The sequence below is a fragment of the Nocardia sp. NPDC060259 genome (assembly GCF_042728775.1).
Lineage (GTDB): Bacteria > Actinomycetota > Actinomycetes > Mycobacteriales > Mycobacteriaceae > Nocardia.
The window spans coordinates 1-13161 of sequence record NZ_JBHXAY010000148.1; the positions used below are offsets into that span (position 1 = coordinate 1).

The 13161-nt window shown below is 68.6% G+C and carries 13 protein-coding genes; 7 read left to right on the top strand and 6 right to left on the bottom strand.

The features are described from left to right. Window positions 1-87 precede the first annotated feature (87 nt). Window positions 88-1314: a 5-(carboxyamino)imidazole ribonucleotide synthase gene (locus ACFWF2_RS31540; RefSeq protein ID WP_379311137.1), complete on the bottom strand. Its 1227-nt coding sequence runs from the start codon at window positions 1312-1314 to the stop codon at window positions 88-90. Between the two features lie 39 nt (window positions 1315-1353). Here ACFWF2_RS31540 and ACFWF2_RS31545 point away from each other — a divergent pair, with 39 nt between their 5' ends. Then, the gene (locus ACFWF2_RS31545) at window positions 1354-1902 is read left to right on the top strand and encodes a GtrA family protein (protein ID WP_379311138.1); all 549 of its coding nucleotides are present in this window, start codon (window positions 1354-1356) and stop codon (window positions 1900-1902) included. Between the two features lie 4 nt (window positions 1903-1906). Here the strand turns inward: ACFWF2_RS31545 and ACFWF2_RS31550 are convergent, their stop codons facing one another. From ACFWF2_RS31550 to ACFWF2_RS31560, 3 genes are read right to left on the bottom strand one after another with little or no spacing between them, the layout of a single operon-like run. Further along, window positions 1907-3214, bottom strand: a complete 1308-nt coding sequence (locus ACFWF2_RS31550) for a sensor histidine kinase (protein ID WP_379311140.1) — start codon at window positions 3212-3214, stop codon at window positions 1907-1909. 8 nt (window positions 3215-3222) lie between these two features. Next, window positions 3223-3918 carry a response regulator transcription factor gene (locus ACFWF2_RS31555; RefSeq protein ID WP_379311141.1) on the bottom strand — a complete coding sequence of 232 codons (696 nt, stop codon included), beginning with the start codon at window positions 3916-3918 and terminating at the stop codon, window positions 3223-3225. A gap of 40 nt (window positions 3919-3958) precedes the next feature. After that, window positions 3959-4489: a PH domain-containing protein gene (locus tag ACFWF2_RS31560; RefSeq protein WP_379039426.1), complete on the bottom strand. Its 531-nt coding sequence runs from the start codon at window positions 4487-4489 to the stop codon at window positions 3959-3961. A gap of 129 nt (window positions 4490-4618) precedes the next feature. Here ACFWF2_RS31560 and ACFWF2_RS31565 point away from each other — a divergent pair, with 129 nt between their 5' ends. Continuing rightward, a complete protein-coding gene (locus tag ACFWF2_RS31565; protein ID WP_379311142.1) occupies window positions 4619-5584 on the top strand; it encodes an acyl-ACP desaturase in 966 nt (321 codons plus the stop codon). A gap of 105 nt (window positions 5585-5689) precedes the next feature. Here ACFWF2_RS31565 and ACFWF2_RS31570 read toward each other — a convergent pair whose 3' ends face one another. Next, window positions 5690-6484, bottom strand: a complete 795-nt coding sequence (locus ACFWF2_RS31570; protein ID WP_379311143.1) for a biotin--[acetyl-CoA-carboxylase] ligase — start codon at window positions 6482-6484, stop codon at window positions 5690-5692. 123 nt (window positions 6485-6607) lie between these two features. Between ACFWF2_RS31570 and ACFWF2_RS31575 the strand changes: the two genes are divergently transcribed. The 3 genes from ACFWF2_RS31575 (at window position 6608) to ACFWF2_RS31585 (ending at window position 9385) form a co-directional block, all read left to right on the top strand. After that, window positions 6608-8248 carry an acyl-CoA carboxylase subunit beta gene (locus ACFWF2_RS31575; protein ID WP_379311144.1) on the top strand — a complete coding sequence of 547 codons (1641 nt, stop codon included), beginning with the start codon at window positions 6608-6610 and terminating at the stop codon, window positions 8246-8248. A gap of 166 nt (window positions 8249-8414) precedes the next feature. After that, the gene (locus ACFWF2_RS31580) at window positions 8415-8744 is read left to right on the top strand and encodes an acyl-CoA carboxylase epsilon subunit (RefSeq protein ID WP_379311146.1); all 330 of its coding nucleotides are present in this window, start codon (window positions 8415-8417) and stop codon (window positions 8742-8744) included. A 5-nt stretch (window positions 8745-8749) separates the two neighbouring features. Further along, window positions 8750-9385 carry a Maf family protein gene (locus tag ACFWF2_RS31585; protein WP_379311147.1) on the top strand — a complete coding sequence of 212 codons (636 nt, stop codon included), beginning with the start codon at window positions 8750-8752 and terminating at the stop codon, window positions 9383-9385. On the opposite strand, the gene ACFWF2_RS31590 is transcribed toward ACFWF2_RS31585, so the two are convergent. Further along, complete coding sequence (locus tag ACFWF2_RS31590; RefSeq protein ID WP_379311148.1) at window positions 9311-10084, bottom strand: helix-turn-helix transcriptional regulator; 774 nt, start codon at window positions 10082-10084, stop codon at window positions 9311-9313. The genes ACFWF2_RS31585 and ACFWF2_RS31590 overlap by 75 nt on opposite strands. Window positions 10085-10237: 153 nt before the next feature. Between ACFWF2_RS31590 and ACFWF2_RS31595 the strand changes: the two genes are divergently transcribed. Together ACFWF2_RS31595 and ACFWF2_RS31600 are read left to right on the top strand one after the other, a co-directional pair. After that, the gene (locus ACFWF2_RS31595) at window positions 10238-11128 is read left to right on the top strand and encodes a sulfurtransferase (RefSeq protein ID WP_379311149.1); all 891 of its coding nucleotides are present in this window, start codon (window positions 10238-10240) and stop codon (window positions 11126-11128) included. A 188-nt stretch (window positions 11129-11316) separates the two neighbouring features. Further along, complete coding sequence (locus ACFWF2_RS31600) at window positions 11317-13122, top strand: acetyl/propionyl/methylcrotonyl-CoA carboxylase subunit alpha (protein WP_379311150.1); 1806 nt, start codon at window positions 11317-11319, stop codon at window positions 13120-13122. The last annotated feature ends 39 nt before the right edge of the window (window positions 13123-13161 follow it).

Here is a 13161-nt window from a genome sequence, read left to right on the forward strand (position 1 = left end):
GGGCGATACTGCGCCTTCGGCGTTCCGTCTCGCCCCTCGGATGCGAGGCGGCCGAAAACGCGGTGGTCACGATGAGGTGGTCGGTCTTCAGGCTCCGTTGTGCGGATCCCAGCCGTCGGTCCAGACGGCGTGCGACATCCAGTGCGCCGCGCGTTCGGCCTGCTCCCGTACCTCGGTGACATCGTCGCCGAGGATGTTGATGTGCCCGATCTTGCGGTCGGGCCGCTCGCCCTTGCCGTAGAGGTGGACCTTCGCCTGCGGCAGGCGGGCGAACAGGTGGTGCAGCCGCTCGTCCATCGACATCTCGGGCGCCTCGGCCGCGCCGAGGATGTTGGCCATCACCGTCACCGGCGCCAGCGGGCTTGTGTCGCCGAGCGGGTAGTCGAGGACGGCACGCAGGTGCTGCTCGAACTGACCGGTGCGGGCGCCGTCCATGCCCCAGTGCCCGGAGTTGTGCGGGCGCATGGCGAGCTCGTTGACCAGCACCTCGCCGTCGTTGGTCTCGAACAGCTCGACCGCCATCACGCCGACGACGCCCAGCCCGGCGGCCAGTTCCAGCGCCATCGTCTCGGCGCGCGCGCCCAGCTCCTCGGACAGGTCGGGTGCGGGCGCGATGACCACCGCGCACTGACCGTTGCGCTGCACGGTCTCCACCACCGGCCAGGTCGCGGCCTGACCGAACGGCGAGCGCGCCACCATCGCCGACAGCTCGCGCTTCAGGTCGACCTTCGCCTCGGCGAGCAGCTGCACACCGTGCGCGAGCTGGTCGGTGACGAGCCGCTCGGCCTCGGCCGCGTCGGCGGGCATCCACACGCCACGGCCGTCGTACCCGCCGCGGACCGCCTTGAGGACGAACGGCCAGCCGTGCTCGTCACCGAAGGCGATCGCGTCGGCGGGCGCGGTGACCTCGACGAACGCGGGCACCGGCAGCCCTAGCGCGGACAGCTTGGTGCGCATGGCGAGCTTGTCCTGGGCGAAGATCAGCGCCTGCGGCGGCGGCGCCACGTTCACGCCCTCGGCGACCAGGACCTCGAGGTGTGCCGTCGGCACGTGCTCGTGGTCGAAGGTCAGCGCGTGCGACCCGTTCGCCGCGCGACGTAGCGCGGACAGGTCGTCGTGGCTGCCCAGCACCACGTCAGGGGTGACCTGCGCGGCGGGGTCGTCGGGACGCTCGGCCAGCACCCGCAGACGCTGGCCGAGGGCGACCGCGGCCTGGTGTGTCATACGCGCGAGCTGGCCACCACCGACCATCGTGACGGTGGGCATGGCAGACGGATCGAACGAACGTGCACTCACGTCGTGCAATGTTGTCATGTCGAAAGCGAATCTTTGCGACCGGTACACTCGGAACTCGTGTCAATCGTCGACGACGTGGTCAGCGTCCTTCCCCCGCGCCTGCGCGAGCTAGCGTTCCGGCATAAAGAGCTGATCAAGTTCGCCATCGTCGGCGCAACGACGTTCGTGATCGACAGCGGCCTGTTCTACCTCCTGAAATGGACGGTGCTGGCCGAGAAACCGGTCACCGCCAAGATCATTTCCGGCGTGGTCGCGGTGATCGCCTCCTACATTCTCAACCGCGAATGGTCGTTCAAGAATCGCGGCGGACGAGAGAAGCATCACGAGGCGTTGCTGTTCTTCGGTGTCAGCGGCGTCGGCGTGATCCTGAGCAATATCCCGCTGTGGATCTCGAGCTACGTGTTCGATCTGCGGCAGCCGAACGTGAGCTTCCTGACCGAGAACGTCGCCGACTTCGTCAGCGCGTTCATCATCGGCAACCTGCTGCAGATGGCGTTCCGGTTCTGGGCGATGCGCCGCTGGGTGTTCCCCGACGAGATGAACGAGATCGTCGCCGAGCTCGAGGACCTGATCGAAGAGGAACAGGAACCCCTCGGCCAAAGCTGAAGTATCAGCGCGGCTCGGTCAGCGTCGCGTTCGGCGGCCGGTTGACCTTCGAGCCGAGGAACACCGCGAACAGGGCGGGCCTGCGACGCTGGAGCTCCAGACGGCCACCGTCGGCTTCCACCAGGGCACGTGCCAGGGCCAAGCCGACACCGGTCGACCCGCCCGCCGAGAACCCACGGTCGAAGATGTGCGGCGCGAGCTCGTCGCGGATGCCCTCCCCCTCGTCGGCCACCTCCACGCAGATCAGCGGATCGCGTGAGCTCATCGTCGGCACCGTGCGCACCGACACCGTGCAGGTTCCGCCGCCGTGCATCAGGGCATTGTCGACCAGCACCGTCACGGCCTCGCGCAGCCGCGACCCGGTGATGGGGGCGCGCAGGGACTCGTCGCCGATCAGGCGCAGTTCGCGGCCCTCCTCGGTGAAGGGGTGGGCCCACTCGGCCATCACGCCGCGCAGTTCGGCCATCACCGGAACGGGATCGCGGTCGGCGGCGTCCTCGTCGCGGGAGGCGCGGACCAGGTCGTCGATGGCCTCGGTGAGCCGGTCGACCTGAGCCATGGCCTCCTCGGCCTCGTGCACGACCTCGGGATCGGCGTGCGTGGACAGCTCGTCCAGGCGCAGGCGCACCGCGGTCAGGCGACTGCGCAGCTGATGTGAGACGTCGGCGACCAGCGCGTGCTCGCGTTGCAGGCGGCCCGCGATCTCGACCGTCGCCGAGTCGAGCACATCGGAGACGCGGTCGAGTTCGGCGATGCCGTGCCTGCGCGGGTCGGGCCGGAAGTCGCCCATCGCCAGCCGGGCGGCGCGGGCGGCCACGTCACGCAGCGGATCGGCGACCCGGCGCGCGGTCACCACCGCGACCGAGAACGCGGCGCCGAGCGAAGCGAGCACGGCCAGCGCGACCGCGGCCACCGCCTGCTCCTGCCGGGAGTGCATCGGCCCGGCGGGCACCTCGAGCCGCAGCGAACCCGATGTCCCCATCGACAGCGATTCGACCAGCGGGTCCTCGACGTACTCGACGCCGATATCGGTGCGCGCGGCATTGTCGTGCGGCGCCGGGTAGACGACCGTCAGCTTGCCGCCCTCGGGCACCAGGGCCCGCATGGCGCGCACGTCGAGGCCGTCGGGCACGGTCCCGTCGACGCGTTCCTGGGCGATCACCTCGGCGGCGACCCGTTCCAGGCGGCTCTGCAGATCGTTGCGGGTGATGTCCTCGACCCACAGCCACGCGGTGTAGATCAGCGGCACGCCGAGCACCACCGTGGTGATGGTCAGCACGGTCAGGATCGAGCGCAGGATGCGGCGGCGCACTGCCCCGGTCAGCCTCTGACCGACGGGCCGTCGGTGTTGAGCCGGAACCCGACACCGCGCACCGTGACGATGCGCCGCTCCGCCATCGGCCCCTCGTCCCCGATCTTGCGGCGCAACCAGGACATGTGCATGTCGAGGGTCTTGGAGCCGCGCAGATCCGCGTCGCCCCACACCTCACGCAGGATGGTCTCGCGCGCCACCACCTGACCGGCCCGATCGATGAGCACCTTGAGCAGCTCGTACTCCTTGTTGGCCAGGTTCACCTCGGCCCCGTTGACCAGCACACGCCGGGCCGCCGGCTCTAGCCGGATCCCGCCGACCTCCACCGCGTCGTCACCGATTCCGCTGCGCCGCAGCAGGGCTCGCACCCGGGCCAGCAGCTCGGCCAGCCGGAACGGCTTGCCGACGTAGTCGTCGGCGCCTGCGTCGAGACCGACGACGAAGTCGACCTCGTCGGTGCGCGCGGTGAGCATCAGCACCGCCAGATCGGCGCCGCTGGCCCTGACCTGCCTGCACACCTCGAGCCCGTCCATGCCGGGCAGGCCGAGATCGAGGATCAGCAGGTCGTGATTGCCCTCGAGGGCGCGGCGCAACACCGCGGGGCCGAACCGCTCGACGGTGACGGTGTAACCCTCGCGGCCGAGGGCGCGCGAGAGCGGGGCGGCGATCGCCTCATCGTCTTCGGCGAGCAGTACGGCGGTCATGTGCTCAGATTACGGATCTCGGTCGCGGTGGGCCGACAGCTCACCGATAACCGCCCCACGACTGGTCACGACGGCTGCTGCCCGCCTCGAAGACCTCGTGGTAGAGCAGCGCGTGCACCTGCTGCACCTGCGGGATGTCGTCGTATTCGAGCGGTTCCTCCGACGACGAGCCGATGATCAGCGTGCCGGTCCCCAGCACCCGGTCGAACACACCGTGTTCGAACTGCACGCTGGAGATGCGGCTGAGCGGGATGTCGATGCCGGTGTGGGTGATCACGCCCTGGCGCACCAGCACGCGCCGGTCGGTGATGATGAAATGCGTGGACTTCCAGCTGATCACCTTGCCGACACAGCGCCACAGGATGAGCCCGAACCAGATCAGCCCGATGAGCAGCAGCAGCACCGTGCGCACCGACCCCTCGGTGTTGCGCCAGGCGAGCCCGCCGAGGAAGCCGGCGATCGCGGTGCCGCCGATCAGCGTGACGACCGGCCACACCAGCATCTTCCAGTGCGGGTGACGATGCAGGATCAATTGTTCGTCGGGCGCGAGAACGTCCTCCGGGTACCCCATGGCCGAACGATACCCCGTTGCGAGGCCGCATTTCCCGATGCCACGGCCGAGGCGATACTGTGGATTCCACGCTAGATGCCAGGTTTTGCCCAATTCTCCCTTGCTCGACACCCGACAGTGGAGGCACGCGTGACCAAAGCTCTGACTCAGCTCGAAATCCTCACCGCCCTCGAGCCGGTGGCCGAACAGAATCTCAACCGGCACCTTTCCATCGCCAAGGACTGGAATCCGCACGATTACGTCCCGTGGGACGAGGGCCGCAATTTCGCCGCCATGGGCGGAATCGATTGGGAACCAGGACAATCCAGGCTCACCGACGTCGCCAAGGCGGCGATGATCACCAATCTGCTCACGGAGGACAATCTGCCCTCCTACCACCGCGAGATCGCCGAGAACTTCTCCCAGGACGGCGCCTGGGGCACCTGGGTCGGTCGCTGGACCGCCGAGGAGAACCGCCACGGCATCGTGATCCGTGACTACCTGGTGGTCACCCGCGGCGTCGACCCGGTCGCCCTGGAAGAGGCCAGGATGATCCACATGACCCAGGGCGCGCACGCGCCGGCGAACTGGGGCGGATTCCTGGTCAATGTCGCGTATGTGACGTTCCAGGAGCTGGCCACCCGGGTCAGTCATCGCAACACCGGTCGCGTCTGCGACGACCCGGTCGCCGACCGCATGCTTGCCCGCGTCGCCACCGACGAGAACCTGCACATGATCTTCTACCGCAACCTGTGCGCGGCGGCGCTGGACCTGGTCCCCGATCAGGCGATGCCCGCGATCACCAAGGTGCTCACCAGCTTCCAGATGCCCGGCGCCGGCATGCCGAACTGGCGGCGCAACGGCGTGCTGATGGCCAAGCACGGCATCTACGACCTGCGCCAGCATCTCGACGAGGTGGTGCTGCCGGTGCTCAAGCAGTGGAACGTCTTCGACCGCAACGACTTCGGGCCGGCGGGCGAGGTGGCACGCGACGAGCTCGCGCGGTTCCTGGACAAGCTGGAGAAGGACGTGCTCAAGTTCGAGGAGCAGCGCGATCGGCTGCTGGCGCGCGAACGTGAGGTCGCCGAGCGCAACGCGGGGGTTGCCGCCCGCTGAACCCCGACCCGCAGGGAGGGCCGTTCGCGACCCGGCCCGCCGGTCAGGCGCTGTGTCTGAGCTGGTGGGCCGCCGTGGGCCGCGAGCCCGCGGCTCCAGCCGCCGTCAATACTGTCCGCGCAGGTGGGACACATCGCCCGCCGAGACAGCGCGGTCGCCGATGAGCAGCCTGCCGGTGTCGTCGATGCCGCTCGCGGCACCGGTGAGCACCTGGCCACCGGGCAGTTCGGCCCGCACCTCGACGCCGATCGTCGCGCAGCGCTCGCGGTAGGCGGCCGCGATCTCGGTCGTCGCCCAGCCCGCCCGCTGCCAGGCGCTGAACCGGGCGGCGAACTCGGTCAGGATCGCGGCGACCAGCCCGGTGCGGTCGGTGTCGATACCGGCCAGCGTCAGCGAAGTCGCGTGCGGGACAGGCAGTTCGGACTCGTCGAGATCGACGTTGAGGCCGATGCCGACCACCACGGCGGGCGCGGCACCGGTCGCGGCGACCTCGGCCAGGATGCCGGCGAGCTTGCGGCCGCCGAGCAGAACGTCGTTGGGCCACTTCAGTTCCGCGTCGGCGCCGGTCGCGCGGCGCAGCGCGTCGACCACCGCGACACCGGTGAGCAACGGCAGCCAGCCGAGCGTGGTCGGGTCGATGTCGGGCAGCCGCACCAGGATCGACAGCGAGATCTGCGCGCGCGGCGGGCTCACCCACGTGCGGGCGTGCCTGCCGCGGCCGCTGACCTGTTCCTCGGCGAGCAACGCCTGGCGGTCGGCGGTCGAATCGGCGGCCCTGGCGACGAGGTCGGCATTGGTCGATCCGGTCGACTCGACGACGTCGATCCGCTCGTAGAACGACAGCGGCCCGCCGGGCGAGGAGCTGTCGAGACGCTGCGCATCGATGGGTGCCCTGTTCATTCCCGGCAGGCTACTCGGCGAGACGGATGCCCTGGTGGGACGCACCTAGCTGGGGTTTCTCTACTGGCCGGTAGGCGAGACTGCCGTAGTGCGACGAGGTGTCACTCGTTACACTCGCAACCCATGACGAGTGTCCAGCAGCAGCCCGCATCGGAATCGGCGGGCGCCCCCGATATCCACACCACCGCCGGGAAGCTGGCTGACCTGCGGAATCGGCTGGAAGAAGCGCAACACCCGATGGGTGAGGCCGCGGTCGACAAGGTGCACGCCAAGGGCAAGATGACCGCGCGTGAGCGCATCCTCGCCCTGCTCGACGAAGGCTCCTTCGTCGAGCTCGACGCCCTCGCCAAGCATCGCAGCGTGAACTTCGGCCTGGAGAACAACCGCCCGCTCGGCGACGGCGTCGTCACCGGCTACGGCACCATCGACGGCCGCGACGTCTGTATCTTCTCCCAGGACGTCACCGTCTTCGGTGGCTCGCTCGGCGAGGTCTACGGCGAGAAGATCGTCAAGGTGATGGACCTGGCACTCAAGACCGGCCGTCCGCTGGTCGGTATCAACGAGGGCGCAGGCGCGCGCATCCAGGAGGGCGTCGTCTCCCTCGGTCTCTACGGCGAGATCTTCCACCGCAACGTGCAGGCCTCCGGCGTGATCCCGCAGATCTCGCTGATCATGGGCCCCGCCGCCGGTGGCCACGTGTACTCCCCCGCGCTCACCGACTTCGTGGTGATGGTCGACCAGACCTCGCAGATGTTCGTCACCGGCCCCGACGTGATCAAGACCGTCACCGGTGAAGAGGTCACCATGGAGGACCTGGGTGGCGCGCACACCCACATGACCAAGTCCGGCGTCGCCCACTACGTGGCCTCCGGCGAGCAGGACGCCCTCGACTACGTCAAGGACCTGCTGGGTTATCTGCCGAGCAACAACCGCGCCGAGGCGCCGCGGCACGCGCCGACCGATCCGATCAACGGCGCGATCGAGGACTCGCTCACCGACGAGGACATCGAGCTCGACACGATCATCCCGGACTCGCCGAACCAGCCCTACGACATGCACGAGGTCATCCGCCGTCTGCTCGACGACGACGAGTTCCTCGAGGTGCAGGCCGAGCGCGCGATGAACATCATCTGCGGTTTCGGTCGCGTCGACGGCCGCAGCGTCGGCATCGTCGCCAACCAGCCCACCCAGTTCGCCGGCTGCCTCGACATCGACGCCTCGGAGAAGGCCGCGCGCTTCGTGCGCACCTGCGACGCCTTCAACGTCCCGATCATCACCCTGGTCGACGTGCCCGGCTTCCTCCCCGGCACCGGCCAGGAGTACAACGGCATCATCCGCCGCGGCGCGAAGCTGCTCTACGCCTACGGTGAGGCCACTGTGGGCAAGATCACGATCATCACCCGCAAGGCCTACGGCGGCGCCTACGACGTCATGGGTTCCAAGCACATGGGTGCCGATGTGAACCTGGCGTGGCCGACCGCCCAGATCGCCGTCATGGGTGCCTCCGGCGCCGTCGGATTCGTCTACCGCAAGCAGCTGTCCGAGGCCGCCAAGAACGGCGCCGATGTGGACGCTCTGCGCCTCGAGCTGCAGAACGAGTACGAGGACACCCTCGTGAACCCGTACGTGGCGGCCGAGCGCGGCTACGTCGACGCGGTCATCCCGCCGTCGCACACGCGCGGCCAGATCGTGTCGGCGCTGCGACTGCTCGAGCGCAAGATGGTGACCCTGCCGCCGAAGAAACACGGCAACATTCCGCTCTGATCGAGCGATATCCCCGGTAGGCCGCGCACACTGGTTGCTATGACGCAACTATTGATCGTCGCGTCCCTACCGGGAATGATCGCGTCAACCGCGCTGTAAGACATCGAAGTACCCAAGCTTCGCACCGGGCGAGATCTCCCGGACGAGGCAGGAAGGATCTGGCACTGTGACAACTGTGGCAGAAGAAGACGTGCTGACCGCCGCCGAGCTGGAGCTCGCCGTCGAACCACTCGTCGACGAGGTCGAACTGTCTGTGAGCGCGGTTGCCGACGAGCCCGCGGAGAGCCTCGGTGAGCCGATGTTCCGCATCATCAAGGGTTCGCCGACCGATGCGGATATCGCGGCCCTGGTCGCCGTGCTGAGCGCGGCGGCCGCGAGCGCCCCCGCCGGCAGCGCGAACGGTCCCTCCGACAGCTGGGGCAAAGCGACGCTGCTGCACCGGGGTACGTCCCCGTTCTCGCCGTACGCGTACCCGATGCTGTCGCACCTGCGCTGATCCGGGTGACCCGGCTGGTCTTGGCCTCCGCGTCTCCCGCCCGTCTGGGGATCCTGCGCACGGCGGGTATCGACCCCGTCGTGCGCGTCTCCGGCGTGGACGAGGACGCGGTGTCGGCCGCGCTACCCTCTGATACCTCCTCGCCCGACGTCGTCATCGCCCTGGCTCGCGCCAAGGCCGTCGACGTCGCCGCGTCGATTCCCGAATTCGCCGCCGACTGTGTCGTCGTCGGCTGCGATTCGATGCTGCTCGTCGACGGGCAGCTGCAAGGCAAACCGCACACGCCCGAGGTGGCCCGCGCCCGCTGGGCGGGGATGGCGGGCCGCAGCGCCGATCTGATCACCGGACATTGCGTGCTGCGGCTGCGCGACGGGAAGATCGTCGCCGAGTCCGAGGAGTGCAGCAGCACCACCGTGCACTTCGCGAAACCCGGTCCGGACGAGCTCGACGCCTACATCGCCTCCGGCGAACCACTGCAGGTCGCGGGCGCTTTCACGTTGGACGGGCTCGGCGGCTGGTTCGTCGACCGGATCGAGGGCGACCCGTCCAGTGTCATCGGGATCGGGCTACCGCTGTTGCGCAGGCTGCTCGAAGACGTCGGCGTCGGTGTCACGCAGCTGTGGCGGGATTCGCGGGCCTGACGGCGCGATCACCGGCTGTTCCGCGGTAGCGGGCGCTCCGGATGCCTGCGCGGAGTTCTCCGCGCCCAGCGTCAGTTCCAGCCTGGCCGTGCACAGTTCCGGCTCGACGAACGGGTGCAGGCGCACGTCGACCCGGCCGCGGGCGCCGTTGCGCTCCAGCACTTCCCGCATGAGCCCCATGTGCACCCCGCACACCACCTCGGCGTGCGAGCGGGCCAGTTCCCGCAGCGGGCAGGCGGTGAGGTTGATCTGCACGTGCTCGGACGTCTCCCCGACCGGGTCCTTCTCCGGCGCGAACCCGAGCTCCGACATCAGCGACATGGTGATGTCCCTGGCATCGGCCAGCGTCTCCACCGGATGCGTGCCGATGTCCATGCGCGCCCCCCAGGCGCGGCCCGCGGCGACGGCGGCGGCGGAACGGGTGATCGGGTCGGGTCCGAGATGGTCGGCGAGGACCTGGGCCAGCTCCTGATATCCCACCGAGCGCTGCACGGCGCGATAGCCGATCCGCGGGCGCCCACGACCGCGCGGCGGCTGCTGGAACTGGCGGACCAGCGATTCGCGGGTGAGCACATCGAGATGGAAGCGGACGGTGGTGACATGCTGTCCGGTGATTCTGGCCAGTTCCTGGGCGTCGAGGGGCTCGGTGGCGCCACGTAGGATCGCGAGCAGTCGCCGTCGCGGCCAAGAATCGGACATAGCTCACCCCTCCTCTCCAGAGACTTTATCGGACAGCTCTGCGCTTTATTCGACCATTGTGTCGATTCGTGATGTGCCGACACAGACATACCATCGGCTGCGACCTCAGCACACTGTCGCACCCGCCCATACTCTCGCGTGAAGGACCACACCGTGACCGTCGCCCCGGATCCGCACCCCGCCTTCGGTTCCTACGCAGTCCCGCATCGATTGGTAACCACAGAATGGTTGTCCGCAAACATCGGGATGCCCGGTGTGAAGATCATCGAGTCGAACGATGACATCCTGCTCTATGACATCGGCCATGTCCCCGGTGCGGTCAAAATCGATTGGCGTGGCGACCTGAGCGACCCGGTGACCCGCGACTACGTCGACGGCCGCCGCTTCACCGAACTGATGCGCGCCAAGGGTATCCAGCGCGAGGACACCGTGGTGATCTACGGCGATCGCGGCAATGCCCAGGCAGCGCATACCGCCTGGCTCTTCACCCTTTTCGGGCACGAGGACGTGCGCCTGCTCGACGGCGGCCGCGATGCCTGGATCTCCGAGGAACGCGACACCACCTTCGATCTGCCCTACCCGTCACCCAGCGACTACCCCGACGTCAAACGCGACGACACGGTGGCGCGCGCGTTCCGCGACGAGGTGCTGGCCCGGCTCGGCGGCCCCCTGGTCGACGTGCGTTCGGAGCAGGAGTACTCGGGCGAGCTCGAGGACAAGCCGCTGAACCAGGAGTACGCCACACTGCGCGGCGGGCACGTGCCGACCGCGGTGAACATTCCGTGGACGCAGGCCTGCACCAGCGACGGGCGTTTCCGGTCAAGGGCCGAACTCGACGAGGTCTACGGCGCGCTGCCCGCCGAGGACCTGGTGGTCTACAGCCGGGTCGGCGAACGCTCCAGCCACACCTGGTTCGTCCTGACATTTCTGCTCGGCCGCAGGTCGGTGCGCAATTACGACGGCTCGTGGATCGAGTGGGGCAATTCGGTGCGGCTGCCGATCGCGCAGGGCGCCGAGCCGGGTATTCCGAACCGAATCAATTGAAACATGTTCACATCACAGGGCGCCGCGTAGTGTGACCTGCGACCTACTCGACAGTAGGGCTAGCCGAGTTCGGGCCGAATTGGCACACTGCCTACACTCGCCCGAGACGAAAGTTGTCGATACCGGGCACGGGGCCTACACGGCGACCCGTCCCCCGAAGCGACCAAAGATTGCACACAGGAGGCTCAGTGCCCAGCCATGCCAGCGCACGGATCACGAAGGTACTCGTAGCTAACCGCGGCGAGATCGCGGTCCGCGTGATCCGGGCTGCCAAGGACGCGGGGATCACCAGCGTCGCGGTGTACGCCGAGCCCGATGCCGACGCTCCCTTCGTGAAGCTCGCCGACGAGGCGTTCGCCCTCGGCGGCCAGACCTCGGCCGAGTCGTACCTCGTGTTCGACAAGATCCTCGACGCCGCCGCCAAGTCCGGTGCCGACGCGATCCACCCGGGTTACGGCTTCCTCTCCGAGAACGCCGACTTCGCCCAGGCCGTCCTCGACGCCGGGCTCATCTGGATCGGCCCCTCGCCGCAGTCCATCCGCGACCTGGGCGACAAGGTCACCGCGCGCCACATCGCCGAGCGCGCGCAGGCGCCGATGGCCGCCGGCACCAAGGACCCGGTCAAGAACGCCGACGAGGTCGTCGCGTTCGCCAAGGAGTACGGCGTCCCGGTGGCCATCAAGGCCGCCTTCGGTGGCGGTGGCCGCGGCATGAAGGTCGCCCACACCATCGAGGAGATCCCCGAGCTGTTCGAGTCGGCGACCCGTGAGGCCATCGCCGCCTTCGGCCGCGGCGAGTGCTTCGTCGAGCAGTACCTGGACAAGGCCCGCCATGTCGAGGCCCAGGTCATCGCCGACCAGCACGGCAACGTCGTCGTCGCCGGTACCCGCGACTGCTCGCTGCAGCGTCGCTTCCAGAAGCTCGTCGAGGAGGCGCCCGCGCCGTTCCTGTCCGACGAGGTTCGCGCCAAGATCCACGACTCCGCCAAGCGCATCTGCCGCGAGGCCGGCTACTACGGCGCAGGCACCGTGGAGTACCTGGTGCAGGGCGAGACCGTGTCCTTCCTCGAGGTGAACACCCGCCTGCAGGTCGAGCACCCGGTCACCGAGGAGACCGCGGGCATCGACCTGGTGCGTCAGCAGTTCGCGATCGCCAACGGCGAAGAGCTCTCGATCAAGGAAGACCCCACCCCGCGTGGCCACTCCTTCGAGTTCCGGATCAACGGTGAGGACGCCGGTCGGGGCTTCCTGCCCGCGCCCGGCCCGGTCAACGTCTACCGCGAGCCCACCGGCCCCGGTGTGCGCGTCGACTCCGGCGTCGTCGCGGGCAGCGTCATCGGCGGTCAGTTCGACTCGATGCTGGCCAAGCTGATCGTCACCGGCGAGAACCGCGACCAGGCGCTGCAGCGTGCGCGTCGCGCGCTGGCCGAGTTCGAGGTCGAGGGCCTGGCGACGGTCATCCCGTTCCACCGCGCGATCGTCGAGGACCCGGCCTTCATCGGTGACGGCGAGAAGTTCGAGGTCTACACCAAGTGGATCGAAACCGAGTGGAAGAACACCGTCGAGCCGTTCACGGCCGGTGCTCCCGCCGAGGACGAGGACGAGGATCTGCCCCGGCAGAAGGTCGTCGTCGAGGTCGGTGGCCGTCGCGTCGAGGTGTCGCTGCCCGGGCAGTTCACCCTCGGTGGCGGTGCCGCCGGTTCGGCCGGTAACGGCGCGGGCGTCATCCGCAAGAAGCCGAAGGCGCGCAAGCGTGGCGGCGCCGGTGCCGGTGCGGCCTCCGGTGACGCGGTCACCGCGCCCATGCAGGGCACCGTCGTGAAGGTCGCGGTCGAAGAGGGCCAGACCGTCGAGGCGGGCGACCTGATCGTGGTGCTCGAGGCCATGAAGATGGAGAACCCGGTCAACGCGCACAAGGCCGGTGTCGTCACCGGGCTGGCCGTGGAAGCGGGCGCCGCGATCACCCAGGGCACCGTCCTGGCGGAGATCAAGTAATACGCACGATGTAGACGGGCGCCGGTCGACCTCGACCGG